Raw genomic sequence first — 25,489 nt, 5'->3', positions numbered from 1 at the left:
GACCTTAGGCACCAACCCTGTCAGGTTCCGTCAGGTTCTCCCGGGCCCGTGGGGTGGTGGCCGCGACGCCGACGAGGATCAGCCCGCCGCCCACGATCTGCATGGCCGTGGGCACCTCGCCCAGCAACAGCCAGGACGCGATCGCCGAGGCCACCACCTCGAGCAGCGCGACGAGGGCACCCCGTGACGCCCCGATCCGTGCGATCGCGAGCACCCCCGTGAGGTAGGCGATCACCGACGAGACCACCACGAGCAGCGTCGCCGTCACCGGCCAGCCGACGTTCGTCCCGGCCAGCAGCACCTCCGGGGCGGCGGTGTTGATCACGATCGGCATCAGCCCCACGATCCCGAGCAGGCCCACGACCACCGCCCCGACCGTCATCCCGACGCCCGCGAGCACCAGCGGCGGCGTCGCGCTGCCCGCGCGGTCGGCGAGCAGGAAGTAGGACGCCTGGCAGACAGCGGCGAGCAGGCCCCACAGCAGCCCCTCGACCTGGATGCCGACGCCGTCCCAGAGCTGCACCACCAGCGTGAGTCCGAGGATCGCGACGGTCGCACCGCCCAGCGTGCGCCGGCTCGGGGGCTGTCGCCGCACCACCCAGACCCAGGCGATCACCAGCACCGGGCCGGTGTACTCGATCAGGAGCGCGACGGCGACCGGCAGCGTGCGCAGCGCGTTGAAGAACGCCAGCTGCACGAACGCCATCGCGAGCACGCCGTAGAGCACCAGCGCCGGGCCGTCGGCGCGCAGCGCCGCCACTACTCCGGGGCGCACGATCGCGAGCACCATCAGCAGGATCAGCGCCGCGCCACCGATGCGGACCAGCGCGATGCCCGACGACGACCAGCCGGTATCGGCCAGGGCCTTGGCGAACGGGCCTGAGGTGCCGAACGTGAGGGCGGAGACGACGGCGAGGGCGAGGCCCGCGCGGGTGCGGCCGGCTGCGGACCCGCCGATCAATCCTCGGCGCCGGTCTGGGCGACGAGGCCGGCCGCCGCGATACCGGCAACGGCCGCCGCCTCGTCGTTGAGCGACGCGTCGCCGGTGACACCCACGGCCCCGAGCAGCCTGCCGTCGGCGTCGCGGACGAACACGCCGCCGGGGACCGACAGGATCCGCCCGCCCGCCAGCGCCGCGACGGAGGTGAAGAACTCCGGGGAGTCAGCGGCGCGGGCCGCGATCGCCCGGTTGGTCATGCCCATCCCGAGCACGCCCCAGGCCTTGGCCACGGCGATGTCGGGGCGCAGGTTGCCCGAGCCGTCCTGGCGCCCGAGCGCGACGAGCGCACCCCCCGGATCCAGCACCGCGACCGTCAGCGGGTTGAAGCCCGCGTGCGTGCCGTGCTGCAGCGCAGCGGCGACGATGGTCTGGGCCTGATCCAGGGTGATGCTCACGGTGTTTCGTCCTCGAGGTCGGCGGAGTGCTCCAGGAGCATCCTGCCTTTTCAGCCCTCGCGGGTCAGCACGAACACCGGGATCTTGCGCGTGGTCTTGGTCTGGTACTCGCCGAAGCCGGGGCGCTCCTCGACGATCTTCACCCAGAGCTCGTCACGGGTCGCCTCGTCGAGCTCGGTCGCGACCACGGGGAACGTCTCGGTGCCGACCTCGACGTCGATCTTCGGGTTGGCCTTGAGGTTGTGGTACCAGTCCGGGTTGGTCGGGGCGCCGCCCTTGGACGCCACGATCACCATGTTGCCGTCGGGCTGCGGGAAGTAGACGAGCGGCGCGACGCGCTCGGTGCCGGACTTCGCGCCGACGTGGTGGATCAGGATCATCGGGGCGCCCTCGAACGGCCCACCGACCCTGCCCTCGTTCGCCCGGAACTCGTCGATGATGCCCTTGTTCCAGTCGTTCATTGCCGGACTCGTCATGCTGTCTCCTCCGTTGCTGTGCCCGCGTTTCCCGAGCAAACCTGTTGGAAGAGTCCCATATTCCGACGCTGCGATCGTCTGCGGGACATCGCTCGGCTCAGAACAGCAGTACCCACCCGGTGACGATCACGGCCACGCCGCCCAGCAGCCAGAAGAACGCGGCCCAGACACCACCGGGCACGTGGGTGAGCTGCGCGAGCATGTCGGCGTCGGAGTCGCCGCGCCGCCCGCCGCGGCGGCCGCGCTGCAACTCCCGCACGGCCCGCAGCCCGCCGAACACCAGGAACCAGCACAGCGCTGCGGCGAACCCGGTCTGCAGCCGCGGCTCGCCCCACCACGCCACCGCGCCGACCAGCGCGGCGGTGGCGACGACCGCGGCACCGCCGTAGACGTTGCGGATCTGGACCAGCGTCAGCACCAGCAGCCCCACCGCGATCCACAGCATCAGCGCGGACCGGTCGACGGCCACCAGCGCGGCACCACCGACCCCCAGCAGCGACGGAGCCGGGTAGCCGCCGAGGAAGGTGAACACGAGCCCGGGGCCGCGCTGCGCGCCGGTGGAGACCGTGACGCCGGACGTGTCGGGGTGCAGCCGGATGCCGGTGAGCCCGCGCCCGGCCACCACGGCGACCACGGCGTGCCCGCCCTCGTGGGCGATCGTGACCACCGTGCGCGTCAGGCGCCACAGCAGCGGCCATCCCACCGCGATCAGGGCGAGCACGGCCGCGATCAGCGGGACCGGGCGGTCGGCGACGAGCATGCGCAGGGAGTCGAGCACCGTCGTCGGATCCTGCACGTGCCCAGTCTGGCAGGACGGTGTTAACTGCTTTGACCTTCCACCCACTGGAGAGTCGAGGCTGGTGCCATGACCGACACGACCCTGCTGACCATCGGGCAGCTCGCCCGGCGCTCGGGCGTCCCGGTTCGCACCATCCGGTTCTGGTCCGACGAGGGCGTCCTGCCCGAGACGGACCGCTCCCACGGCAACTACCGCCGCTACGACGCCCGTGCCGTCGCGCGTCTCGATCTCGTGCGCACGCTGCGCGAGCTCGGCCTCGGCCTCGACGACGTCCGGCTCGTGCTGGAACGCCGTCGCACCGTCGAGGACGTCGCCGCGGCGCACGTCCACGCCATCGACTCCCAGATCCGCACCCTGCGGACGCAGCGCGCCGTGTGCACGCTGCTCGCGCGGGGAGCACCGTCCGCCCGGAAGGCAACACTGATGAACGACCTCGCCCGACTCTCCGCCGCCGAGCGCCAGCAACTGATCGACGAGTTCGTCGAGACGGCGTTCGCCGGCACCGACCCCGACGCCCCCGGCGCCGGCATCGCCGACTCGATGCGCATCATGCCGGCGCAGCTGCCCGACGACCCGACCACCGAGCAGGTGGAGGCGTGGGTGGAGCTGGCCGAGCTCGTCACCGACCCGTCGTTCCGCGAACGGGTGCGGGAGATGGCGGTGGCCGGATCGGACGCCACCGCACGGCCGACGTCCTACGAACCAGCCACGGTCATCGAACACGTCGGTCCGGCGATGGCAGCCGGGATCGCCCCGGACGCGCCGGAGGCCGCGGCCGTGCTGGCCAACATCCTGACCGACGACCTCGACGCGGCCGGCCGCGCGAGCCTCGCCGACCAGATGGGGGTCTTCACCGACCGTCGCGTCGAGCGGTACTGGTCCCTGCTGGGAACGCTCAACGGCTGGCCGCAGCGCGAACCCGCCGTCCCACTCTTCGAGTGGATGATCGCCGCCCTGCGCGCCTGACCGGCCGCGGGTCGGGGCCCATTCACCCCAACTCGCGGGCCCATCCATCCCAACTCGCGGGGCCCGTTCACCCCAACTCGCGGGGCACTTGAGCGCAACTCGCGGGGCCGTTCGTCCCGACTCGCGGGCACATCCACCCCGACTCGCGGGGCGCGGGATCACCCGCTGCGCGCGAGTCGGGACAGAACGCACCGCGAGTTGTGACGGACTGCGCGCGAGTTGCGACGAAGTGCACCGCGAGTTGCGACGAACGGCCCCGCGAGTTGCGATGGATTGCACCGCGAGTTGGGGTGGACGGCGCTGCGCGTCGGGGCGTCAGTCCCGGCGGCCGCTCACGGCCAGGCCCGCGCCCATCGCGATGATCATGATGCCGCCGATGCCGCCGACGCGGCGCAGGCGGGCCGGGGAGGTGACGAACCAGTTGCGCGCGAAGCCCGCGGCCAGCCCCCACATGCTGTCGAGCGACGAGGCGAGCACCGCGAACAGCAGGCCGAGCACCAGCATCTGCGTGACGGGGTTGCCCGCATGCGCGTCGACGAACTGCGGCAGGACGGCGGCGAAGAACACCAGCACCTTGGGGTTGGTGACGCCGACGATCACGCCCTGCAGGAACAGCCGCTTGCCGAGCGGGCCCGCCGGTCCGGTGAGCGCGGCGGCGAGGTCGCCGCGGGAGCGGAACGTCTGCACGCCGATGTAGATGAGGTAGGCGGCGCCCACCAGCTTGAGCACCGTGAAGACCTCGACGGACTCCGCCGCGACCGCCCCGAACCCGAAGGCGACGACCAGCACCACCAGCGACGCCCCGACCGTGTTGCCCGCGACGCTGGTGAGCGCGGCGCGCCTGCCGTGGGCCAGCGCACGTCCGACGATGAACAGCACGCTCGGCCCGGGGATCACCACCAGTACGACACCGGCGAGCGCGAAGGTCAGGAGCGTCGAGACGGTGGGCACCCCTGCAACGTAGCCGCTCGGGCGGAGCAACTCACGGGCTTTCCCGCTCCTGCGACCAGCCGTAGAACACCCGCTCCACCACGGCACGGGCGCGCCGCGTGGTGCGGCGGTACTCGTCGAGGAAGATGCCGGGGTCGGCATCGGCCGCGTGCCCCAGCGCGTAGGCGACCGCGGCGAGCTCGCGGCCCGATCGCGGCAGCTGATCACCCGGCTTGCCGCGCACGAGCATCACGGCGTTGCGGGCGCGGGTGGCCATCGTCCAGCCCGCGGCGAGCGCGACGACGTCCTCGGCCGCGAGCAGGCCGCCGGCCTGGGCCGCGCGCAGCCCGTCGAGCGTGGCGGTGGTGCGCAGCCCCGCCACGGTGCCGGCGTGCTGCAACTGCAGCAGCTGCACCGTCCACTCGACGTCGGCGAGCCCGCCGAGTCCGAGCTTGGTGTGCAGGCTGCGGTCGGCCCCGCGGGGCAGCCGCTCGGCGTCGACCCGGGCCTTGATCCGCCGGATCTCCCCGACGGCCGCCGCCGGCAGCCCCGCCTCCGGGTACCGGATCGGGTCGATGAGCTCGACGAAGCGGCGGCCCAGGTCGTCGTCGCCCGCCACCGGCCGGGCCCGCAGCAGCGCCTGGGACTCCCAGGTCTCCGACCAGCGCGCGTAGTAGCCCCGGTAGGACTCGAGCGTGCGCACCAACGGCCCGGACCGGCCCTCCGGCCGCAGGTCCGCGTCGACGACGAGCGCGGGGTCGGGGCTGGGCGCGGACAGGCGGCGCCGCACCGTCTCCGCGACCGTGGTGGCGTAGCGCACCGCGTCCTGCTCGCCTGCTCCGGCGGCAGGCTCGCAGACGAACATCACGTCGGCGTCGCTGCTGTAGCCGAGCTCCGCGCCGCCGAGGCGACCCATCCCGATCACGACGATCGTGGCCGGCGCCGGCTTCCCGGACGTGGCCGCGAGTGCGCGTTCCACCGACTCGAGCGTGGCCTGCAGGACCGCCGCCCACACCGAGCTCAGCGCGGCACACACCTGCTCGGTGGACATCACGCCGAGCAGGTCGGCGCACGCCACCCGCAGCATCTCGTGGCGGCGCACCGAGCGCGCGGCGGCCGCGGCCGAGTCGGGGTCCTGGTGCCGGGCCACGGCCGCGCGCAGCGATGCGGCCACCTCGGCCGGGTCCTTGATCAGCTCGTCGCCACCGCCCGCGGGCGCCGCGAGCAGCCGCAGCACCTCCGGCGCACGCACCAGCAGGTCGGGCACCAGCGCGGACGTGCCGAGCAGCCGCATCAGCCGCTGGGCGACCAGCCCCTCGTCGCGCAGCAGCCGCAGGTACCAGGGCGTGGTGGCCAGCGCCTCGGACACCCGCCGGTAGGCCAGCAGCCCGCGGTCGGGGTCGGGGCTGCGGGCGAGCTCGTCGAGCAGTACCGGCAGCAGCGTCTGTTGGATCGCCGCGGCCCGGGAGACCCCTGAGGTCAGCGCTCGTAGGTGGCCGAGCGCGCCCTCCGGCGACACCCAGCCCAGCGCGCTCAGCCGGGCCGCGGCCGCGGACTCCGACAGCCGCGCGGTGTCGGCCGACATGCGCGACACCGCGGTGAGCAGCGGGCGGTAGAACAGCTTCTCGTGGAGCCTGCGCACGCGCCGCGCGTTGCGCGTCCACTCCGCCATCAGCACGCCGACGGCGTCACGCCTGCCGTCGGGCCGCATCCGGGAGGCGCGCGCCAGCCAGCGCAGCGCCGCGGTGTCCTTCGCCTCGGGCAGCAGGTGGGTGCGGCGCATCCGCTGCAGCTGCAGCCGGTGCTCGAGCAGCCGCAGGAACCGGTAGGACGCGGCCAGGTTGGCGCCGTCCTCCCGGCCGACGTACCCGCCGTCCGACAGCGCCACCAGCGCGTCCAACGTGGATGGTGAGCGCAGCGACTCGTCGGTGCGCCCGTGCACGAGCTGCAGCAGCTGCACCGCGAACTCGACGTCACGCAGGCCCCCGGGGCCGAGCTTGAGCTCGCGATCGGCCTGGTCGGGTCGGATGTGCTCCTCGACGCGGCGACGCATCGCCTGCACGTCGGCGACGAAGTCGTCGCGGCCCGCAGCGCTCCACACCATCGGCGCGACCGCCTCGGCGTACGCGGCACCCAGCTCCACGTCGCCCGCGATCGGACGTGCCTTGAGCAGCGCCTGGAACTCCCAGGTCTTGGCCCAGCGCTGGTAGTAGGACACGTGCCCGTCGAGGGTGCGGACGAGCGCACCCTGGCGGCCCTCCGGGCGCAGGTTGGCGTCGACCTCGAAGCAGGCCTCGCCGAGTATCCGCATCATGCGGCTGGCCAGCCGGGTGGTGGCCTGGTCGGCGGGCTCGGCGACGAACACGACGTCGACGTCGCTGACGTAGTTGAGCTCGTGCCCGCCGGTCTTGCCCATCGCGATCACGGCGAGCCGTCCGGGCTCGCTGCCGGCGCTCTCCGCGGCGGCCACGGCCAGCGCGGCGTGCACCGCGGCCGAGCCGAGGTCGGCCAGCCGGGCGGCGACGTCGGCGACGTCGAGCACCGGGAGCTCCGGCTCGCTCACGGCCGCGACGTCGGCGGCGGCGAGCGCGAGCAGCTCGTCGCGGTAGGCGGTGCGCAGCGCGATGATCGCCTCGGCGCCGGTGAGCCGGGCGACCGCTCCGCCCGCCGAACCCGGCGGCAGCCCGTCCGGATCCGCGCCGACGGCCGCGAGCATGGTGGTGATGGCTCCCTCGGCGTCGGCGGGCCCGACCTCCCCGCCGAGCCGGTGCCAGCGGTCGGGGTGGGTGACGAGGTGATCGCCCAGCGCCGTGGAGCTGCCGAGCACCGCGATCAGCCGGCCGCGCAGCGCCTCGTCGCTGCGCAGCGCGGCCTCGATGTCGGCGCGATCGGGAATCACGGCGAAGAGCCGCTCGATCGAGCGCAGCGCCAGATCGGGATCGGGGCTGCGCGCGAGCGCCCACATGATCGACTCGGCGCCGTTGATCGGCTTGTCGCCCGCCCACCAGCCCAGCTCCGCGAGCGTGGCCTCCGCCCAGGGTTCGGTGAGGCCCAGTCGAGCGAGCGATCCTCCGGTGCGCCGATCCACACACTGATCCTGCCCTACCCCGCCGCGACCCGACCGTCGGATCGGGCGCCCGTGCGCAGCGCGTTTCGTGCCGCGCGGGACAATGGCGCGGTATTCGCTGTGGATGTGGGAAGGGACGTGCCGATCGTGGCTGCGGCAGAGACGGACGGGGTGACGGACGGGGTGGCCGACTGGGTCTCCCGCTTCGCGGACGAGGTCATCGCCGAGGCGGATCGCCGCGCGCCGGGCAAGCCGATCGTCTGCGCGTCCGGGTTGAGCCCGTCGGGCCCGATCCACCTGGGCAACCTGCGTGAGGTGATGACGCCGCACCTGGTGGCCGACGAGATCCGCCGCCGTGGCCGCGACTGCGTCCACATCATCTCCTGGGACGACTACGACCGGTTCCGCAAGGTGCCCGCCGGCATCGACCCGTCGTGGTCGGAGCACATCGGCAAGCCGCTGACGGCGGTGCCGCCGCCCCCCGGCAGCCCGTACGCCTCATGGGCCGAGCACTTCATCGCCCCCATGAAGGCGGCGCTCGCGGAGCTGGGCATCGGGTTCCGGGGCATCAGCCAGACCGAGCAGTACACCTCGGGCGCCTACCGCGACCAGATCCTGTTCGCGATGCGCGAGCGGGCCAAGATCGACGCCGTGCTGGCGCGCTACCGCACCAAGGCCAAGCCGGCACCCGCGAAGAAGCAGCAGAAGCCCGTGGACGAGGCCGAGCTGGAGGCCGCGGCGGGTTCGGGTGCGGCCGACGAGGACGACGGCAGCACCGGCGCGGCGGGCTACTACCCGTACAAGCCCTACTGCACGGTGTGCGACCGCGACACCACCACCGTCACGGCCTACGACGACGGCACCACCGAGCTGACGTGGACGTGCAGCTACGGCCACGGCGACACGGTGAAGCTCTCGGAGTTCAACCACGGCAAGCTGGTCTGGAAGGTCGACTGGCCCATGCGGTGGGCCTACGAGGGCGTGATCTTCGAGCCGTCCGGCGTCGACCACTCCTCCCCCGGCTCGTCGTTCGTGGTCGGCGGGCAGATCGTGGCCGAGGTCTTCGGCGGCGTGCAGCCGATCGGCCCGATGTACGCGTTCGTCGGGATCAGCGGCATGGCCAAGATGTCGTCGTCGAAGGGCGCGGTGCCCACCCCGTCCGACGCGCTGGAGATCATGGAGGCGCCGCTGCTGCGCTGGCTCTACGCGCGGCGCCGGCCCAACCAGTCCTTCACCGTCGGGTTCGACCAGGCCATCCAGCGCCTCTACGACGAGTGGGACTCCCTCGAGCGACGCATCGCCGCGGGCACCGCGCAGCCCGCCGACCTCGCTGCGCACAGCCGCGCCGCCCGCACGGCCGAGCGGGAGCTGCCGGTCACGCCGCGCACGCTGCCGTTCGGCACGCTCGCCTCCGTCGTCGACGTCACCACCGGCGACGAGGAGCAGACGCTGCGGATCCTCGCCGAGCTCGACCCGCAGAACCCGGTCCGTGACCTCGACGAGGTTCGCCCGCGGCTGGACCGCGCGCAGTCGTGGATCACCACCCACGTCGATGCCGAGCAGCGCACCCAGGTGCGCGAGAGCCCCGACGCCGAGCTGCTCGCGTCGCTGGGCGACACCGAGCGTGACGCGCTGCGCATCCTGCTCGACGGCCTCGACGACCACTGGTCGCTCGACGGCCTCACCACGCTCGTCTACGCGGTGCCGAAGCTGCAGGCCGGGCTCACGGCCGACGCCCCGCCCACCCCGGAGCTGAAGGTGGCCCAGCGCACGTTCTTCGCGCTGCTCTACCGGCTGCTGGTCACGCGAGACACCGGCCCGCGGCTGCCCACGCTGCTGCTGGCCGTGGGCGCCGACCGGGTGCGGGCGCTGCTCACCGGCTGACGACCCCGTCGAGAACGTACTTCCCGTGATCCACAGCGGCTGATGATCACGGTAGGTACGTTCTCGACGGTCAGCGGGTGAAGGTGAACTCCACCGCATCGTGCACCGGCTGGTAACCGATGCGCGGGTAGAGCCGGTTGGCGGTCGGGTTGGCGAGGTCGGTGAACAGGACGACCCGATCGGCCCCGGCATCGCGCGCCCACTGCGACGCCGCCGCCGTGACGGCCGCCGCGTAGCCGTGGCCGCGGTGCTCGGGTGGGGTGTAGACCGGCCCGATCCGCGACATCCCGGCCGACGGCCGCCGGGCCGACGCCTGCGCCACCACCTCGCCGTCGACCTCCCACAGCAGCTCACCGGCCCCGCCCCGCAGCGCCCGCTCCACGGTGTGACGCGGGCTGATCGTGCCCTCCCAGCCGTGCGGGCTCGCCTCCTCGGCGAACGCATGGCGCCAGCCACCGAGCACGTCGAGATCCGCGGCATCGGCCACCCGCGCCGCCCCGGGCACGCCCGCGGGTGGCACGAGCGTGTCGAGGGCGAACAGGCGCTGCCGCATCGCGACGTCCGTGGCGCCGCCGCGCGCGGCGTACGCCGCCGCGATCGCCTCCGCCTCGGCGACGGGACCCGACACCCCCGGCAGCTCCGGGTCGATCTCGGCGAGCGCGGCCACCACCGTCTCCGCGTGCTCCACCGGGACCGCCGACCCCATCGCGGCCCGGCCAGGGCTGCGCAGGACCGCCCCGACGACGCCGCCGGCGTCCTGCAGCGTCAGCCGCACGGCCATCTCGTCACCGGTACCGAGGTGGCCGTCCAGCACCGTGATCGTGACGGTGTGGCGCAGCGGGTCGGCGGCCAGCAGGGGCATCACGAGCTGCGCGAACGCGGCCGTGTCGTCATGCGCGACGATCTCCATCGCGCCACGGTAGAACGCGGGTGCGGTCAGAGGACAGGCAAATACGTGGCCAGCTCGTAGGGGGTGACCTGGCGCCGGTAGCCGTCCCACTCCGCCCGCTTGTTGCGCAGGAAGAAGTCGAAGACGTGCTCGCCGAGGATCTCGGCCACCAGTTCCGAGTGCTCCATCGCGGCGAGCGCCTCGGTCAGGTTCTGGGGCAGCGACTCGTAGCCCATGGCGCGGCGCTCGGTCTCGGTGAGCGACCAGACGTCGTCCTCGGTGGGGGCGCCCAGCTCGTAGCCCTTCGCCACGCCCTGCAGCCCGGCGCCGAGGATCACGGCGAACGCGAGGTAGGGGTTGCAGGCGGTGTCGAGCGTGCGGATCTCGACCCGGCGCGTGGAGGCCTTGCCCGGCGAGTACATCGGCACGCGCGCCAGCGCGGAGCGGTTGGCGTGGCCCCACGAGACGGCCGTGGGTGCCTCGCCGCCGGTGATGAGGCGCTTGTAGGAGTTGACCCACTGGTTGGTGACGGCGCTGATCTCGCGCGCGTGGCGCAGCACCCCGGCGACGAACGACTTGCCGGTGTCGGAGAGCTCGTAGGGGTCGTTCGGGTCGTGGAAGGCGTTGCGGTCGCCCTCGAACAGCGAGAAGTGGGTGTGCATCGCCGAGCCGGGGTGCGCCGAGAACGGCTTGGGCATGAACGACGCCTTGACGCCCTGGGTGATCGCGACCTCCTTCACCACGTACCGGAAGGTCATGATGTTGTCGGCCATCGTGAGCGCGTCGGCATAGCGCAGGTCGATCTCCTGCTGGCCGGGGCCGCCCTCGTGGTGGCTGAACTCGACGGAGATGCCCATCGACTCCAGCGTCTCGATGGCGTTGCGCCGGAAGTGCGGTGCGACGTCGTGGCTGGCCTGGTCGAAGTAGCCGCCGTTGTCGGCGGGGGTGGGCGGCGTGCCGTCGGCCGGCAGGTCGCGCAGCAGGTAGAACTCGATCTCGGGGTGGACGTAGCAGGTGAAACCGGCCTCGGCGGCCTTGGACAGCGCGCGGCGCAGCACGTGGCGCGGGTCGGCCCATGACGGCGAGCCGTCGGGCATCGCGATGTCGCAGAACATGCGCGCCGAGTAGTGGTCGCCGGTGCCCGACTCCCACGGCAGCACCTGGAACGTGGACGGGTCGGGCTTCGCGACCATGTCGGATTCGTAGACGCGCGCGAACCCCTCGATGGCCGACCCGTCGAACCCGATGCCCTCCGCGAACGCCCCCTCCAGCTCCGCCGGGGCGACGGCGACGGACTTCAGGTAGCCGAGCACATCCGTGAACCACAGCCGCACGAACCGGATGTCACGTTCCTCGAGCGTGCGGAGCACGAACTCTTGCTGGCGGTCCATGCGGGCGAGCCTAGGAACGTCGCGTTACGGTCATGTTTCGGCCCTGATCAGGATGGGTGTGGCCCCGCTCTCGATCGTGTGAAACCCGCGTTCAGGCGGCGCAGCGCAACCCGGCGGGGGGCTCCTTGAGGTCGATCAGATAGGCGTTGACGGCGTCGTCGACGCAGGCCTTGCCCTGCAGCGCGACGGTGTGCTGGGTGCCCTCGTAGGTGATCAGCCCGCCGCCGAGCGCCTTCGCGAGGTCCACGCCTGCCTGGTACGGCGTGGCGGGATCACCGGTGGTCGACACCACGAGCGTCGGCGGCAGGCCCTGCGGGTGCGGCACGTGCGGCTGGCTCGTGGGCGGCACCGGCCAGAACGCGCACTGGTCCAGCGCCGCGACCGCGCCCCGGCCGCTGTCGCGGAACGGTGCGGCCGCGTTGGCCTTCTCCTGCAGGTCCTTCGCCACCGCGCGATCGGTGATGCGTTCCTCGTCGACGCAGCTGATCGAGACGAACGCCTCGTTGCTGTTGCCGTAGACGCCGTCCTGGCCGCGGTCGTAGTACAGGTCGGCCAGCGCCATCAGGATCCTGCCGTCGCCGGTGGCCAGTCCCGAGATGCCGCGCGAGAGCACCGGCCAGAAGTCCTTGGCGTACAGCGCCTGGATGGTGCCGGTGACGGCGTCGGAGTAGGACAGCGAGCGGTTGCCCACCGCGAGGGGCTTGTCGATCAGCGGGCGCGACAGCGCCTGGAACGCGGCCGTCGCCTTCGCCGGATCGGTGCCCAGCGGACAGTTGGCCTGCTTGGCGCAGTCGGCGGCGTAGGCGTCGAACGCCTGCTGGAAACCCGCGTTCTGCTTGACGGTGCGGTCGATCGTCGTCTCGGTCGGGTCGAGCGCGCCGTCGAGCACGAGCGCGCGGACGTTCTGGGGGAACGCCTCGGCGTACTCCGACCCGATCCGCGTGCCGTAGGAGAACCCGACGTAGCTCAGCTTCTGGTCCCCGAGCACGGCGCGCAGGATGTCGACGTCCTTGACGACGTCGCGCGTGCCGACGTTGGCCAGCACCTCGGTGCCCCCCGAGCGCTCCACGCAGTGCTGGTCGTAGTCCTTGGCCTCCTGCTCGGTCTTCGCGACACCGGCCGGGGACGGGTCGACGTCGTCCTGGGTGCGCTCCACGGCCCACTCGGCGTCGTTGAGACAGTCGATCGTCGGCGTGCTCGCGCCCACGCCGCGCGGGTCGAACCCGACGAGGTCGAAGCGCTGCGCCAGCGGACCGGCGGCCAGGCCCGGTGAGAGCGACGTGACCAACGACATCCCGGAACCGCCCGGTCCACCGGGGTTGAACAGCAGCGATCCGATCTTCTGACCGGTCGCCTTCTGCCGCAGCACCCCGATCTGCGCCGTCTTCCCGGTCGGTGTCGCGTAGTCCAGCGGGACGGTCAGCTTGGCGCAGTCGAACTTCGCGTCGGCGTAGGCCTGCTTGTCGTTCTCGCTCAGGGCGAAGGGCTCGCACGGCCCCCACGACAGCTTCTGGCTGTAGAAGCTCTGCAGATCCGGCGGCGCCGCACCACCTCCCGCACCGGCCACCGTGGGCTGGGAGCAGGACACCACCACCGCAGCGGCGGAGCAGAGGGCCACGACGAGGGCACGCGTTCCGCGGGGAGCCGACACGCACCCAGCATGCCAGCGCAACAGGATTCGGCATCTCGTGCACGACCGGTGGGTCCCCCCTTCGGGTGAGGTCCGGGCTCCGCGTGAGCACCGTCGCAGGAGCGGCTCCGGCGCGGGCCGCCATGATGGGCGCATGCCGCAGCTGCGACTCGCACTCGCCCAGGTCAACTCGACGGTCGGCGACCTCGCCGGCAACGCCGCGATCGTCCTCGACCGGTGCCGTGCCGCCGCGGCGGCCGGTGCCGAGGTGGTGGCGCTGCCCGAGATGGTGCTCACCGGCTACCCGGTGGAGGACCTGGCGCTGCGGGAGTCCTTCGCCGTCGCGTCCCGGCGCGCGCTGGACGCGCTGCCCGCGCAGCTCGTCGAGGCCGGACTCGGTGAGCTGCTCGTGGTGGTGGGGTACCTGGACCTCGACGACGCCGGGCCCCGCAACGCCGCGGCCCTGATCCAGCGCGGCCAGGTCGTGGACCGCTACTTCAAGCACCACCTGCCCAACTACGGTGTGTTCGACGAGTTCCGCTACTTCTCCCCCGGCTCGGTGCTGCCCGTCGTCCGCATGCACGGCCTCGACATCGGCGTGGTGATCTGCGAGGACATCTGGCAGGACGGTGGGCCCGTCGCCGCCTACGGCGAACTCGGGCTGGACCTGCTGCTGTGCCTCAACGGCTCGCCCTACGAGCGGGCCAAGGACGACACGCGCGGGGCGCTGGTGGCCCGCAAGGCCCGGGAGGCGGGGGCGCCGATGGCCTACGTCAACCTGGTCGGCGGGCAGGACGAGCTGGTCTTCGACGGCGACTCGATGGTCGTCGACGAGCACGGCACCCTGCTCGCGCGGGCCCCGCAGTTCGTGGAGCACCTGCTGGTCCTGGACCTGGACCTGCCCGGTGGCCGGGCCCGCGCCGGCACCGTCGCGGGTTTCGAGGTGCACCACCACGAGCTGACGGCCGTCGCTCCCGCGAAGCCCACGCTCGCGCCGCCCGCCAACTACGACCCACTGCCCGACGAGGCCGAGGTGTGGTGGGCGCTGCGCACCGGGCTGGGCGACTACGTCCGCAAGAACGGCTTCCGGTCGGTGGTGCTCGGGCTCTCGGGCGGCATCGACTCGGCCGTGGTCGCGGCCATCGCCGTCGACGCGCTGGGGGCCGATGCCGTGTACGGCGTGTCGATGCCGTCGAAGTACTCCTCGGAGCACTCCCGGGGCGACGCGGCCGACATGGCCGAGCGCACCGGGCTGCACTACAGCACCCAGGCGATCGGCGAGATGGTGGAGGCGTTCGTGGGGCAGCTCGGGCTCACCGGGCTCGCGGAGGAGAACGTGCAGGCCCGCTGCCGCGGCGTCACGCTGATGGCGCTGTCGAACTCCGACGGGCACCTCGTGCTCGCCACCGGCAACAAGACCGAGCTGGCCGTGGGCTACTCCACCATCTACGGCGATGCCGTCGGCGGCTTCGCGCCGATCAAGGACGTGCCCAAGACGCTGGTCTGGCGGCTCGCGCGGTGGCGCAACGAGCAGGCAGAGAAGGACGGGCAGATCGCGCCGATCCCGCCCAACTCGATCGAGAAGCCGCCCTCTGCCGAGCTGCGGCCCGGCCAGCTCGACAGCGACTCGCTGCCCGACTACGTCCTGCTCGACGCCGTGCTCGACGACTACGTGGAGAGCGACCGCGGCTTCGACGACCTGGTGGAGGCCGGTTTCGAGGCCGAGACGATCGAGGACATCGTGCGGCTGGTGGACCGGGCCGAGTACAAGCGCCGCCAGTACCCGCCGGGCACCAAGATCACGGTGAAGGGCTTCGGCCGCGACCGCAGGCTGCCGATCACCAACACCTGGCGGGAGAAGCGGCCGTAGCCGGTTCGCCCGACCCACCCCCGTTGCAACTGCACCGGACGCCCCGCCCTGTCCCGTTGCGCGCCGGGCGGGTGATCAACGCCCACAGGTTCCGGTTGGATCATGAGCCAGTGCGCGCTCGAGCGCCGGCAGATCGAAGCTCTTCACTCGACTCTCATCCACGGGCCTCCGCGGAGGCATGTCGAGAACGGGCCGGCGGCTCCGTCACAGAGACAGATGCGGCCACCACGGCCGCAGCGGATGAGGAGAAGCCATGCGAAAGCTCATAGTCCAGCAGTGGGTCACGGTCGACAACATCGCCGCGGAGGAGGACGGTGGCCTCAGCTTCGTGTCGGGGGAACCGTTCGACGACGAGATCACCGAGGACCCCTTCCAGAACAGCGTGATGGGCTTCATCGACTCGGTCGACACGATGATTCTCGGCGCCAACACCTACAACCAGTCCAAGGGCTACTGGCCGTACGCCGACGACCAGGGCGAGTACGGCAAGAAGCTGAACAGCCTCACCAAGTTCGTCGCCTCGTCGAAGCTGGACGAAGCCCCGTGGGGCGACCACCCGGCTGCGACCGTCACCCGCGACCCGGCGGCCACCATCCGGGAGCTGAAGGAGCAGAGCGGCAAGGACATCTGGCTGTGGGGCAGCTTGGAACTGATGCGCTCGCTGCTGGCCGCCGGCCTCGTGGACGAAGTTCAGATGCGGGTCTGCCCGACCACGCGCGGTAGGGGAACGCGCGTCTTCGAGGATCGGCAGGACCTGAAGCTGGTCGAGGGCACCTCGTTCGACAACGGAGTAGTGCTGCTGCGCTACGAGATCAAGTAGGAAGCGAGGAGGACTTTCCGGCAGCCTCTAGCCGCGATGATCGAGTGCGGGAGCAGCCACTCAGAGCGGCGTCGGCTCGATCCGCGTCACGGTGGCGTCGTCGGCGTTGAGGAACCACAGCACGCCGTCGATCTCCTGGCTGTCACCGGCGCCCTTGCCGATGCCGGAGATCGGTCCGCCCAGCGGCGAGCGCAGGTCGGGCGCCAGCCTGCGGATCTCGTTGCGGTCGGTGTCGATGATCCACACCGCGTTGGCGCCCGGGGTGACCCCGGACGCCCCGTCGAGCTTCACGAGGTCGGCGGCGGTCAGGTCGGTGGCGCCCTGCACCGCCATGCCCGCCGAGCCCGCGACGTAGATCCGCCCGCCGGCCGCCTCGACCGCACCGATCCCGTTGGGGAGGTTGTGCGGCGCGCCGACCACCGCGCGGGTGGTGGCGTCGATCGTGCTCAGCGTGTTGTCGGTCTGGTTGACCACGTAGATCATGTTGCCGTCGATCGACATCGGCCCCGGCCGGTGCCCGACCGGGATCAGCTCGCCCGTCCACTGGCCCGTGGTCATGTCGATGCGCCCGACCGCGTCCTTGTCCGGCAGCGTGAGCCACAGCGAGCCGTTCGCCTGGCCGATCCGGCTGATCTGCTGCTCGGTGCGGATGAGCTCGCCCGCCGTGCCCGACGCGACGTCCACCGGCGTGATCGCGGAGGAGTAGTTCCACACCCAGGCCTTCCCCGCCCCGATCACGACCTGGTTCGGGGCGCCGCCCACCGGGAGGTCCGTGCTGGTGCCGGTGGTCGGGTCGATGCGTGAGATCGAGCCGGCACCCGGGTTCGCCGTCCACAGGAAGCCGGAGCCGCCCGTGAGCTGGTAGGCGCCCGCGCCCACCTTGATCGGCGTGCCCACCACCCGACCGGCCGCGGGCGCCGCCGGATCAGGCTGCGCCGTAGGGGTGGGGGCCGGGCCCGGCGCCGCGCCCGTCAGCGTCGGGACGACGAACACCGCGCCGACCACGACGGCCGCGACCACCGCCGCACCGCCGACCCACCACCACCGCCGGGACCGCCCGGCCGGTGCCGCCTGCGGGCCGGACGGATGTTGCGGCGGACGCGACGCAGCCGGTGGCGGTGGGTACGGGGCCGATGGGTGCGAGGTGGGCGGGGCCGGGGTGACGGGCGGCTTCAGCTGCGACGCCGACGCCGGCGGCGCCCAGCCCACCGGCAGCCCGGCGGCGGCCGCGACCGCGGCCCGCCCGAACTCGCCCGCGGTGGCGAACCGGTCAGCCGGACGCTTGGCGAGCGCGCGGGCGAGCACGGCGTCCAGCGGCCCGGTGAGCGCCGGCACCACCTGCCCCGGCGTCGGTGCCAGCACGTGCAGGTGGGCGTACATCCGCGCCGCGGTGGTGTCGCGCGGGAACGGCACGCGCCCGGTCAGCGCCTGGAACAGCACGCAGCCCAGCGAGTAGACGTCGGCCCGGCCGTCGACGTCGTGGCCCTCGAGCTGTTCCGGGGAGATGTAGTCGAGCGACCCGACGACAAGTCCGGTCTGGGTGATCGCGTTGCCGGCGAGTTCCTTGCTGATGCCGAAGTCGGTGAGGTAGGCGTGCCAGCGCCCGGCGGGCCGGGTGACCAGGATGTTGGCCGGTTTGACGTCGCGGTGCACGAGCCCGCGCGCGTGCGCTGCGTCCAGCGCGCCCGCCACCTGGGCCACGATCTCCGCGGCGTCGCGGGGCTCCAGCCGGCCCTTCTCGTCGATCATGGCGGCGAGGTCGACACCGTCGACGTAGCGCATGGTGAGGTACAGGTAGCCGTCGTCCTCACCGGCGTGATGGATGGGGACGACGTGCGGATGGTCCAGTGCGGCCGCGAGGCGGGCCTCGCGCCGGAAGCGCTCCCGGAACTCGGGGTCGCCTGCCAGCTCCGGGCTGACGACCTTCATCGCGACCGTGCGATTGAGGGCCAGCTGGTGGGCCTTGTAGACGACGCCCATGCCCCCGCGTCCGGCCACGGCATCGATACGGAGGCCGCCGACCACGGCGCCGACGTCCAGCACGGTCACCCGACCAGTATCACGCCACCGTCGTGTGAACCTCGTCCCAGGACCCGTGTCGTGACTCATCGGCAATGTCACGCTGTGCTCATCAGCCACCTGATGACCCGGGGACCCGTTGTGGCGGGCCTCGAGGGAGGAAGGACGAGGATGTCCGAATCAGAGGTCACTCCGGCCACCGAGGTCGCGCCGCCGTACCGCTCGGGGCCGCTCGCCCCGGCAGCCGGCAGGCCCAAGCGGGTGCGCATCCAGCACCTGCGCGAGCTCAAGGAGCGCGGCGAACGCTGGCCGATGCTCACGGCCTACGACATGTACTCCGCGGAGATCTTCGACGAGGCCGGCATCCCGGTGCTGCTCGTCGGCGACTCCGCCGCCAACAACGTGCTCGGCTACGGCACCACGCTGCCCATCACGGTCGACGAGATGCTGCCGCTGGTCCGGGCCGTCACCCAGGCCACGCACACCGCGTTGGTGGTGGCGGACCTGCCGTTCGGCAGCTACCAGATCGGCCCCGAGCAGGCGCTCACCACCTCCTTCCGGTTCATGAAGGAGGCCGGCGCGCACGCCGTCAAGCTCGAGGGCGGCGCACGGTTCGTGCCGCAGGTGGAGGCGCTGACCGGGTCCGGCGTCCCGGTGATGGCCCACCTCGGGTTCACGCCGCAGAGCGAGCACACGCTGGGCGGCTACCGGATCCAGGGCCGCGGCGGCGGTCGCGAGCAGCTGATCGAGGACGCCATCGCCCTGCAGAACGCCGGCGCGTTCGCGGTGGTGCTGGAGATGGTGCCCGCCGAGGTCGCCAAGCAGGTCACGGCCGAGCTGGTGATCCCGACGGTCGGCATCGGCGCCGGGCCCGACACCGATGCGCAGGTGCTGGTCTGGTCGGACATGGCCGGGATGAACCGGGGTCGCAAGCCGCGGTTCGTCAAGCAGTACGCCGACCTGGGCAACGTCCTGCTGGATGCGGCCAGGCGGTTCGGCGACGACGTGCGCGGCGGCAGCTACCCGGACGCCGAGCACTCGTACCAGTAGACCTCCCGCACGGGTGCGGCTATGTCAGCCGTGCCCGTGCGGTGAGCCTGCCCCGCTCAGTGCGAGCCGCACAGGCCCGCCACCCGCTCGCCCGCCGCGTAGCGCGCCACCATCTCTTCCGCCGGGCACTGCCGGGCGGCCCAACGGGCACGCAGCGAGCCGAGCCGGTCCAGGTCGGCCGGACGGCCCGCCAGTGCCGCTGCGGCGGCGTCGAGCAGTTCGCCCGTGCCGGCGTGCACCGCGTCGTCGCGCAGCCCGACGCGGGCCACCTGCTGGTGCAGCGCCGCGTCGGGCGTGGTGCGCCTGCCCGGCAGGGTGGTGTCGAGCACCAGTCCGGTGAGGAGGCTGAGCAGCTCGCCGTAGAGCTCGGGGTCCGGGCAGGCGTCGAACGCCTTGAACTCGATGCGCCCGATCTCCGCCGCCAGCCGCGCCTCCTGGGTGAGCGAGGGATCCGCCTCGATCTGGGGGTCGTCGGGACCGAGGAAGACCAGCGCGGCCGGGCGGGCACCGGTGCGCTCGAACGTGCGGGCCGACAGCCCGTCCCACACGGCGCCGTCGCGGAACGGCGACGAGAACGACAGCGGCACCAGCCACGGGCTGTAGTGCGTGAGCTTGCGGCCGACGTCGACGAGCTCGGCGGCGTCCATGTCGGCGGCGGACAGGTTCAGGTCGGGCCCGTAGGTGACCATGTGGAGGTGGGCCGTGCGCTCCTCCGGCGAGCCCATCCGGTGCCCGTGCTCCCACGCGTTGAGCGGCGGCTCGATCACGTACGCCGAGCGCAGCGGGTTGAACCCGACCACGGTTGTGCCCAGCCCGCGGATGGCGAGCTCGGCGTCGAGCGCCTTCTGGTCGGCCTGCAGCGCGGCGACCGCACCTTCGACGGAGTGGTGGATGCGGGTGCGGATCTCGAGGCCCTTGGGATCGCAGCGCAGCAGCCCGCCGGCGCCGTCGAAGCGCTCGTAGCCCTCGACGTACCAGCGCTTGCGCTTGATCCCCTGGTCGCCGACCCGCAGATCGGGGTAGTCGGCCGGATCTTCGGGCAGCACATCGACCACGGCCTGCAAATCCTCGAACGCGAGGCTGGTGAAGTCGGCGAACGTGCCGTCCCGCCGGGTCACCGCCATTTCGTGCTCGAGGCCGTAGCGGAAGGCGCGCACGGACACGTTCGACTCCTCGAAAGATGGGGGAGGGGCGCAAACCCGACAGAGTGAGGGTAGCCTTATCTCATCACGGAGCCGGGAGGTATCGGGTGAGCGGCCACGACCCGCTGATGCTAGTGCGCGACAGGCGTTCGCGGCCTGGATTGTGCGAACCCGCGCCCGATCGAGCCCAGCTGCGGGAGCTGCTCCTCGCCGCCGGCTCCGCGCCCGATCACGGACGGCTGCGGCCGTGGCGGTTCATCGCGATCGAGGGCGCGTCGCTGGGCCCGCTCGGCGATGCCTTCGCCTCCGCGCACGCCGAGCGCGACCCCGCGGCCACCGACGTCGAGCTGGGACGCAGCCGGTCCAAGCCGTTGCGCGCGCCGCTGATCGTCGTGGTGGTGGCGTGCCCGCGCGAGCACCCGAAGGTGCCGGCGTGGGAGCAGCGGGCCGCAGCGGTCTGCGCCGCGCACGGGCTCACGCTCGCCGCCCACGCCGTCGGGTTCGGGGCGATGTGGCGCACCGGCTGGTACGGCGACGCCCCGAAGGTCCGCGCCCACCTGGGCCTGCTGGACACCGAGGACGTCACGGGCTGGATCTACCTGGGCACGCCGCGCGGCAACCCACCCCCGCCCCGCCCCGCGGAGGAACCCCCCGTCACCTGGCTCGACTAGCCCACCCGCCCGTCGAGAACGACGTTGCCATGATCAAAAGCCCTGTTCGATCATGGCAACGTCGTTCTCGACGGTCAGGCCGTGGTGAACAGGACCCGGCCGGTGGCGGGGTCGGCCTCGGTCAGCCGCACCCGGACCGTGGCGCCCGCCTTCAGCGCGCCGGTGCAGCGGGCCAGCACTGGCGGCTCGTGCACGTAGATCTCGCCGGGGTCGCCCTCGCGGGGCGGCTCACGCAGCACCACCGCGTCGAACTCCTGCCCGATGCGCGTCGCGAGCAGCACCGCCTCCGTGCGGTCGACGCATGCGCGGTCCACCTGCCCGGCCAGCGCATCGGACGTGGCCATCACTTCGGGCAGGGTCGGCAGCGCCGCCAGCAGCCACGCCGGCACCTCGAGGCCCGCGGTGACGGCGAGGCAGACCTCCGTGCCGAAACGGTCGACGAGCCGCCGCAGCGGCGCGGTGACGTGCGAGTACGGCCCACCGACTCCCCCGTGCCCGGGGTCCGCGGGCGGCGGCGTGCCCGTCGCGGTGTCGAACCAGGCGTACCCGGCGCCGCGCAGCAGCGTGGTGGCCGCCCGGCGCATCGCGAGCGTCGCCGGGGTGTCGACCGGCAGCCCGGCGAGCATCTCGGCGGGGCTCGCGCCGTGCGGCCACGCGACGCCGAGTACGCGCGCGGTGTGGCGCAGCTGGTCGACGGCCGCCTGCTCGGGTGCGGGCAGCGTCCGCAGCAGTCCGACGCCCGCCTCGAGCATGATCGCAGCCGCCGACATGCCGGTCAGCAGCGAGATCTCGGCGTTCCACGCCTCCACGTCCAGGCGCTTGCGGACCTGGACGGTCCAGCCGCCCGCCCCGTCGGGCACAACCTCCTGCTCGGGCAGCTCCAGCTCGATCGCACCGCGCTTGATGGCCACGGCGTGGCGCAGGCGGCCGAGGTCGGGCAGCGCCGCGATCGCCGCGTGCACCCGCCCGGCGTCCACGTCGGCCTGCACGCCCGCGTAGTCCAGCCGGGCGCGTGACCGCACCACGGCCCGTCGCACGTCGACGGCGACGCGCTCCCCCGCGGCGTCGACGTCGATCGTCCAGAGCACCGCGGCCCGGTCCACCCCGGGCAGCAGGCTCGACGCGTCGGCCGAGAGCACCGGCGGGTGCAGGGGGGTGGACCCGTCGGGCAGGTAGATGGTCTGGCCGCGGCGACGCACCTCCGCGTCCAGCACGCCGTCGGGTACGACGACGGCGCCGAGGTCGGCGATGGCGTAGTGCACGCGGAACCCGTCGCCGCGCCGGACGATCCCGACGGCCTGGTCGAGATCCATCGACCCGGGCGGGTCGATGGTCACCAGCTCGACGTCGGTGGCGTCGACGCGATCGGGGCCCGCGGCCACCGGCAGGGCCGCCACGCGGGCCGCCTCGGCGAGTACGTCGGGCGGGAACTGCGCCGACAGGTCGAACTCCGCGCGAACGGCATCGAAGTCCGGCTCGGCGAGTTCGGCAGGGCGCGCCTCGGTGTGCACGGCGGCGAGCCTTTCACGCCGGGTGGGGTCGCGCCCCGCCGGACGCGCCCGCGGGGAACCGTCCCGAGGGAACGTCAGAGCCAGCGCGGGACGATCGGCAGCGTGCGGCCCGCGTTGCAGCGCAGCTCCCGCCCCCGCGAACGGCCGAGCAACCATGCCGCCAGTTCCGGGGCGGTGCCCGTGACGACCGACGCCCCGTCCGGACCGCCGACCGTCCAGGTGCCGGTGGCGGCTTCGAGCCGCAGCGACGGGCACCCCGGCTTGCTGCTCAGTGCCGCCGCGACCTCGGTCAGCAGCTCGGTGAGCATCGGCGTGGGCAGGTCGGCGAAGCTGGCACCGACGTCCAGGTCGATGGCGTGGATCCACATCTCCCTGGCGCGCAGCCACGGGATGTCGATGGCCGGGAACTCCACCCCCTGCGGGTTGGCGACCTGCACCGCCCACGCCTGCGCCGGCATCTCCCTGACCACCTTGGCGAGCCGGTCGGAGGAGGAGATGACGTCCTCCCGGATCGTCGCCGGGGCGCGCAGTGCCCCGGCGGTGATGTCGGCGTCACGCTGCTCGACGCTCGCGTAGGCCGGGGTCGGCGTCCCGGTCCGCGCCCACGTCAACAGGTTGATCATGCCGTCGGCCTGCAGCGCGACGTGGCTCAGCACGTGTGCACGGCTCCAGCCCGGCAACGCGGACGGGGCGACGAACGCGTCGTCGCCCATCCGCGCCATGAGGCCGCGCAGGTGCGCCGCCCCGTCCCCGCCCCAAGCAAGTGTCGTGGTCAGTGACCGCGTCACCGCTTCTCCGAGCGCGCGGCGTTGCGCAGCTCCCCGACACCCGCGACGGTGGTGACGACGGTGGCCCCGTCGGTGAGGTAGCGCGGGGGCTTGCGGGCGTGCCCGACACCACCCGGCGTGCCGGTGGCGATGACGTCGCCCGGGTTGAGCGTGATGATCGCGGACAGGTAGACGATCAGGTCGACCGGGCCGAAGACGAGCTCGGCGGTGCTGGAGTCCTGCATCGTCTCGCCGTCGAGGGTGGTGCTGATGGCCCAGCCGCCCTCGGGCAGCTCGTCGGGCGTGACCAGCCACGGTCCGAGCGGGGTGCTCGCCTCGAACGTCTTGCCCTGCAGGAACTGGGAGGTGCGGTTCTGGTAGTCGCGCACGCTGACGTCGTTGAGCACGCTGTAGCCGGCGATCGCGGCGGTGGCCTGCTCGGGCGTGGCGTGGCGGACGGAGCTGCCGATGACGACGACGAGCTCGGCCTCGTAGTCGACCTTGTCGGAGACCGACGGGAGCACGATGTCGTCGTAGGCACCCACCAGCGCGGGCGCGTACTTGGCGAACAGAGTGGGGTACTCGGGCAGGTCGTGGCCCATCTCGAGCACGTGGTCGCGGTAGTTCAGACCGACACAGATGATCTTCTCGGGGGAGGGGACGAGCGGCGCGTAGTCCAGCCCGGCCACGTCGTGCGTCGGCCCGGCGGCCGCAGCGGCCCGCTCGGCCCAGTCCGGGCGCTCCAGCAGCGCCCGCAGGTCGGCATCACCGGTCTCGACGGCCGTTCCGCCGCCCGCCTCGCCGCTGAGATCCACCCGGACCGCCCGGTTGCCCGCCGCGGTCCGGATCGTTGCCAGCCTCATCGCGTCTCCTCGCTCGTCACTGAGGCAGTGTCCTTCAGCCCTGGGCGCAACGCGAAGCGGGGGCGCCACCTGTTTTCGTGACGCCCCCCACGATCACGAGGAGAGCGAGGCGTACACGGCCTTCTCGAAGGAGGCATAGAGCGCAAGCGCCTCCGGCGGGACGAACGGGAGGAAGTTGCTGTAGATCGAGGCGCAGATCCCGGTGGTGGGGTCGACCCAGAAGTGGGTGTTGCACAGCCCCGCCCACGCGCCGCTGCCGGCCCGGCGCATGCCCGGGACGTCGTCGGTGTTGAGCAGCAGCCCGTAGCCCCACTTGTAGCCCGGCCCGGCGTTGAACTCGTGCGTCGACGTCGGGTCGGCGGTCGGGATGGCCTCCGGGAAGCTCAGGTCACCGATCTGGTTGGTGAACGCCGCGTCCACGGTCGACTGCTGCAGGATCCGGGTGCCGTCGAGCTCCCCGCCGCCCAGCAGCGCGCGCTGGAACTTGATGTAGTCGCGTGGCGTCGAGTACAGGCCGTGCCCGCCCGCGTAGTACTCGGGCTGCTGGTTCAGCTCGATCTCGCTCGCCGCCCAGGTGCCGTCCTCGCCCTTGAGGTGCACCGGCGTGGTGCTGCCCGACCACCCGTCCCGCAGCTGGAACTCCGTCTCGCCCATGCCCAGCGGGCCGGTGATGCCGTCCTTGACGGCGACGTCGAGCGTCACCCCGGACGTGGCCTCGACGACCTTGCCCAGCCAGTCGGTGTTGATGCCGTAGATGTAGCGCGTGCCGGGGTCGGCCAGCAGCGGCGCCGTGAAGATCACGTTGGCGCCGGCGAGCACGTTGGGGGTGCCCGTGGCGGCCTCCCACTTGACCAGGTCCTCGCTCCAGAACCAGTAGCCGAGCCCGCTGGTGTGCGTGACCAGCTGCTTGACCGTGGCCTGGCTCGCCGGTGCCCGCAGCCGCGGCGTGTCGCCGTCCCAGCCGTCGAGCACCTGCACGTCGGCGAACTCGGGGCAGTAGGACGCGATCGGGGCGTCGAGGTCGAGGGTGCCCTTCTCGACCTGCTGCAGCGCCGCGGTGGTGGCCACGATCTTCGTCATCGACATGATCCGGAAATGGGTGTCGACGCCGACCGGGTCGGCCGCACCCGCCACCCGGGGACCCGCCGCGCCCTCGTAGATCACGCCGTTGCGGTCGCCGACGATGGCGGCGACGTTCGGCACGTCACCGGCCTCTACCGCGGCGGACAGTACGTCGTCGATGGCGCTCACAGAGATCTCCACTTCATCCGGGGACAGCCCAGCACGACCACCCTTGCCCCCGCCCGTGGATGCGTCAACGCGCGGCGACAGATCATACTGGCCGAAGG

The 25,489-nt window shown here is 72.5% G+C and carries 21 protein-coding genes; 6 read left to right on the top strand and 15 right to left on the bottom strand.

All coding sequences use genetic code 11. The features are described from left to right. Window positions 1-4: 4 nt before the first annotated feature. From ACFPFQ_RS45035 to ACFPFQ_RS45020, 4 genes are all read right to left on the bottom strand, one after another. Window positions 5-961, bottom strand: coding sequence for an EamA family transporter (locus ACFPFQ_RS45035; protein ID WP_379629436.1), 957 nt, complete (start codon window positions 959-961; stop codon window positions 5-7). After that, window positions 958-1,395: a GlcG/HbpS family heme-binding protein gene (locus ACFPFQ_RS45030; protein WP_379629435.1), complete on the bottom strand. Its 438-nt coding sequence runs from the start codon at window positions 1,393-1,395 to the stop codon at window positions 958-960. Before ACFPFQ_RS45030 ends, ACFPFQ_RS45035 begins: the two co-directional genes overlap by 4 nt. Before the next feature lie 50 nt (window positions 1,396-1,445). Further along, entirely contained in the window at window positions 1,446-1,871 is a 426-nt protein-coding gene (locus tag ACFPFQ_RS45025) for a nitroreductase family deazaflavin-dependent oxidoreductase (protein ID WP_379629434.1), read from the bottom strand. Between the two features lie 97 nt (window positions 1,872-1,968). Next, window positions 1,969-2,667, bottom strand: a complete 699-nt coding sequence (locus ACFPFQ_RS45020; RefSeq protein ID WP_379629433.1) for a M50 family metallopeptidase — start codon at window positions 2,665-2,667, stop codon at window positions 1,969-1,971. Between the two features lie 69 nt (window positions 2,668-2,736). Between ACFPFQ_RS45020 and ACFPFQ_RS45015 the strand changes: the two genes are divergently transcribed. Further along, window positions 2,737-3,636 (top strand): MerR family transcriptional regulator, encoded by a 900-nt coding sequence (locus ACFPFQ_RS45015; protein WP_379629432.1) that lies wholly within the window; start codon window positions 2,737-2,739, stop codon window positions 3,634-3,636. A gap of 315 nt (window positions 3,637-3,951) precedes the next feature. Here the strand turns inward: ACFPFQ_RS45015 and ACFPFQ_RS45010 are convergent, their stop codons facing one another. Together ACFPFQ_RS45010 and ACFPFQ_RS45005 are read right to left on the bottom strand one after the other, a co-directional pair. Continuing rightward, complete coding sequence (locus ACFPFQ_RS45010; RefSeq protein ID WP_379629431.1) at window positions 3,952-4,587, bottom strand: LysE family translocator; 636 nt, start codon at window positions 4,585-4,587, stop codon at window positions 3,952-3,954. 31 nt (window positions 4,588-4,618) lie between these two features. Further along, window positions 4,619-7,654 (bottom strand): bifunctional [glutamine synthetase] adenylyltransferase/[glutamine synthetase]-adenylyl-L-tyrosine phosphorylase, encoded by a 3,036-nt coding sequence (locus ACFPFQ_RS45005; protein WP_379629430.1) that lies wholly within the window; start codon window positions 7,652-7,654, stop codon window positions 4,619-4,621. Between the two features lie 126 nt (window positions 7,655-7,780). On the opposite strand from ACFPFQ_RS45005, the gene lysS reads away from it, so the two are divergent. After that, window positions 7,781-9,517, top strand: a complete 1,737-nt coding sequence (gene lysS, locus ACFPFQ_RS45000) for a lysine--tRNA ligase (RefSeq protein ID WP_379629429.1) — start codon at window positions 7,781-7,783, stop codon at window positions 9,515-9,517. Window positions 9,518-9,587: 70 nt separating this feature from the next. Here the strand turns inward: lysS and ACFPFQ_RS44995 are convergent, their stop codons facing one another. From ACFPFQ_RS44995 to ACFPFQ_RS44985, 3 genes are all read right to left on the bottom strand, one after another. Continuing rightward, window positions 9,588-10,427: a GNAT family N-acetyltransferase gene (locus tag ACFPFQ_RS44995; protein ID WP_379629428.1), complete on the bottom strand. Its 840-nt coding sequence runs from the start codon at window positions 10,425-10,427 to the stop codon at window positions 9,588-9,590. A gap of 26 nt (window positions 10,428-10,453) precedes the next feature. Next, on the bottom strand, window positions 10,454-11,797 hold the full coding sequence (gene glnA / locus ACFPFQ_RS44990; RefSeq protein WP_379629427.1) for a type I glutamate--ammonia ligase: 1,344 nt from the start codon (window positions 11,795-11,797) through the stop codon (window positions 10,454-10,456). 91 nt (window positions 11,798-11,888) lie between these two features. Continuing rightward, window positions 11,889-13,448, bottom strand: a complete 1,560-nt coding sequence (locus tag ACFPFQ_RS44985; protein ID WP_379629426.1) for an alpha/beta hydrolase — start codon at window positions 13,446-13,448, stop codon at window positions 11,889-11,891. A gap of 133 nt (window positions 13,449-13,581) precedes the next feature. On the opposite strand from ACFPFQ_RS44985, the gene ACFPFQ_RS44980 reads away from it, so the two are divergent. Both ACFPFQ_RS44980 and ACFPFQ_RS44975 read left to right on the top strand, forming a co-directional pair. Continuing rightward, the gene (locus tag ACFPFQ_RS44980) at window positions 13,582-15,297 is read left to right on the top strand and encodes an NAD+ synthase (RefSeq protein WP_379629425.1); all 1,716 of its coding nucleotides are present in this window, start codon (window positions 13,582-13,584) and stop codon (window positions 15,295-15,297) included. Window positions 15,298-15,550: 253 nt separating this feature from the next. After that, window positions 15,551-16,117 (top strand): dihydrofolate reductase family protein, encoded by a 567-nt coding sequence (locus ACFPFQ_RS44975; protein WP_379629424.1) that lies wholly within the window; start codon window positions 15,551-15,553, stop codon window positions 16,115-16,117. A 60-nt stretch (window positions 16,118-16,177) separates the two neighbouring features. Here the strand turns inward: ACFPFQ_RS44975 and ACFPFQ_RS44970 are convergent, their stop codons facing one another. Then, a complete protein-coding gene (locus ACFPFQ_RS44970; RefSeq protein WP_379629423.1) occupies window positions 16,178-18,166 on the bottom strand; it encodes a protein kinase domain-containing protein in 1,989 nt (662 codons plus the stop codon). Between the two features lie 141 nt (window positions 18,167-18,307). Between ACFPFQ_RS44970 and panB the strand changes: the two genes are divergently transcribed. Next, entirely contained in the window at window positions 18,308-19,186 is an 879-nt protein-coding gene (panB, locus tag ACFPFQ_RS44965; RefSeq protein WP_379629422.1) for a 3-methyl-2-oxobutanoate hydroxymethyltransferase, read from the top strand. 56 nt (window positions 19,187-19,242) lie between these two features. On the opposite strand, the gene ACFPFQ_RS44960 is transcribed toward panB, so the two are convergent. Then, window positions 19,243-20,349, bottom strand: a complete 1,107-nt coding sequence (locus tag ACFPFQ_RS44960) for a glutamate-cysteine ligase family protein (RefSeq protein WP_379629421.1) — start codon at window positions 20,347-20,349, stop codon at window positions 19,243-19,245. 140 nt (window positions 20,350-20,489) lie between these two features. Here ACFPFQ_RS44960 and ACFPFQ_RS44955 point away from each other — a divergent pair, with 140 nt between their 5' ends. After that, entirely contained in the window at window positions 20,490-20,999 is a 510-nt protein-coding gene (locus tag ACFPFQ_RS44955) for a nitroreductase family protein (protein WP_379629420.1), read from the top strand. A 74-nt stretch (window positions 21,000-21,073) separates the two neighbouring features. On the opposite strand, the gene ACFPFQ_RS44950 is transcribed toward ACFPFQ_RS44955, so the two are convergent. The 4 genes from ACFPFQ_RS44950 to ACFPFQ_RS44935 form a co-directional block, all read right to left on the bottom strand. Beyond that, window positions 21,074-22,510: an RNB domain-containing ribonuclease gene (locus tag ACFPFQ_RS44950; protein ID WP_379629419.1), complete on the bottom strand. Its 1,437-nt coding sequence runs from the start codon at window positions 22,508-22,510 to the stop codon at window positions 21,074-21,076. Between the two features lie 74 nt (window positions 22,511-22,584). After that, window positions 22,585-23,298, bottom strand: coding sequence for a maleylpyruvate isomerase family mycothiol-dependent enzyme (locus ACFPFQ_RS44945; protein WP_379629418.1), 714 nt, complete (start codon window positions 23,296-23,298; stop codon window positions 22,585-22,587). Then, window positions 23,295-24,140, bottom strand: a complete 846-nt coding sequence (locus ACFPFQ_RS44940; RefSeq protein ID WP_379629417.1) for a fumarylacetoacetate hydrolase family protein — start codon at window positions 24,138-24,140, stop codon at window positions 23,295-23,297. The genes ACFPFQ_RS44945 and ACFPFQ_RS44940 overlap by 4 nt, the downstream gene beginning before the upstream one ends. Before the next feature lie 93 nt (window positions 24,141-24,233). Continuing rightward, entirely contained in the window at window positions 24,234-25,391 is a 1,158-nt protein-coding gene (locus ACFPFQ_RS44935) for a serine hydrolase domain-containing protein (RefSeq protein ID WP_379629416.1), read from the bottom strand. Window positions 25,392-25,489: the final 98 nt, after the last annotated feature.

Source organism: Pseudonocardia sp. GCM10023141 (assembly GCF_042653605.1).
This window is presented reverse-complemented; position numbering and strand designations above follow the sequence as displayed.

Excerpts from the sequence above, each read along its gene's own strand:
- ACFPFQ_RS45025 (WP_379629434.1), bottom strand. The coding sequence starts at position 1,871 with ATGACGAGTCCGGCAATGAACGACTGGAACAAGGGCATCATCGACGAG.
- ACFPFQ_RS45015 (WP_379629432.1), top strand. The coding sequence starts at position 2,737 with ATGACCGACACGACCCTGCTGACCATCGGGCAGCTCGCCCGGCGCTCG.
- ACFPFQ_RS44995 (WP_379629428.1), bottom strand. The coding sequence starts at position 10,427 with ATGGAGATCGTCGCGCATGACGACACGGCCGCGTTCGCGCAGCTCGTG.
- glnA (WP_379629427.1), bottom strand. The coding sequence starts at position 11,797 with ATGGACCGCCAGCAAGAGTTCGTGCTCCGCACGCTCGAGGAACGTGAC.
- ACFPFQ_RS44980 (WP_379629425.1), top strand. The coding sequence starts at position 13,582 with ATGCCGCAGCTGCGACTCGCACTCGCCCAGGTCAACTCGACGGTCGGC.
- ACFPFQ_RS44975 (WP_379629424.1), top strand. The coding sequence starts at position 15,551 with ATGCGAAAGCTCATAGTCCAGCAGTGGGTCACGGTCGACAACATCGCC.
- panB (WP_379629422.1), top strand. The coding sequence starts at position 18,308 with ATGTCCGAATCAGAGGTCACTCCGGCCACCGAGGTCGCGCCGCCGTAC.
- ACFPFQ_RS44940 (WP_379629417.1), bottom strand. The coding sequence starts at position 24,140 with ATGAGGCTGGCAACGATCCGGACCGCGGCGGGCAACCGGGCGGTCCGG.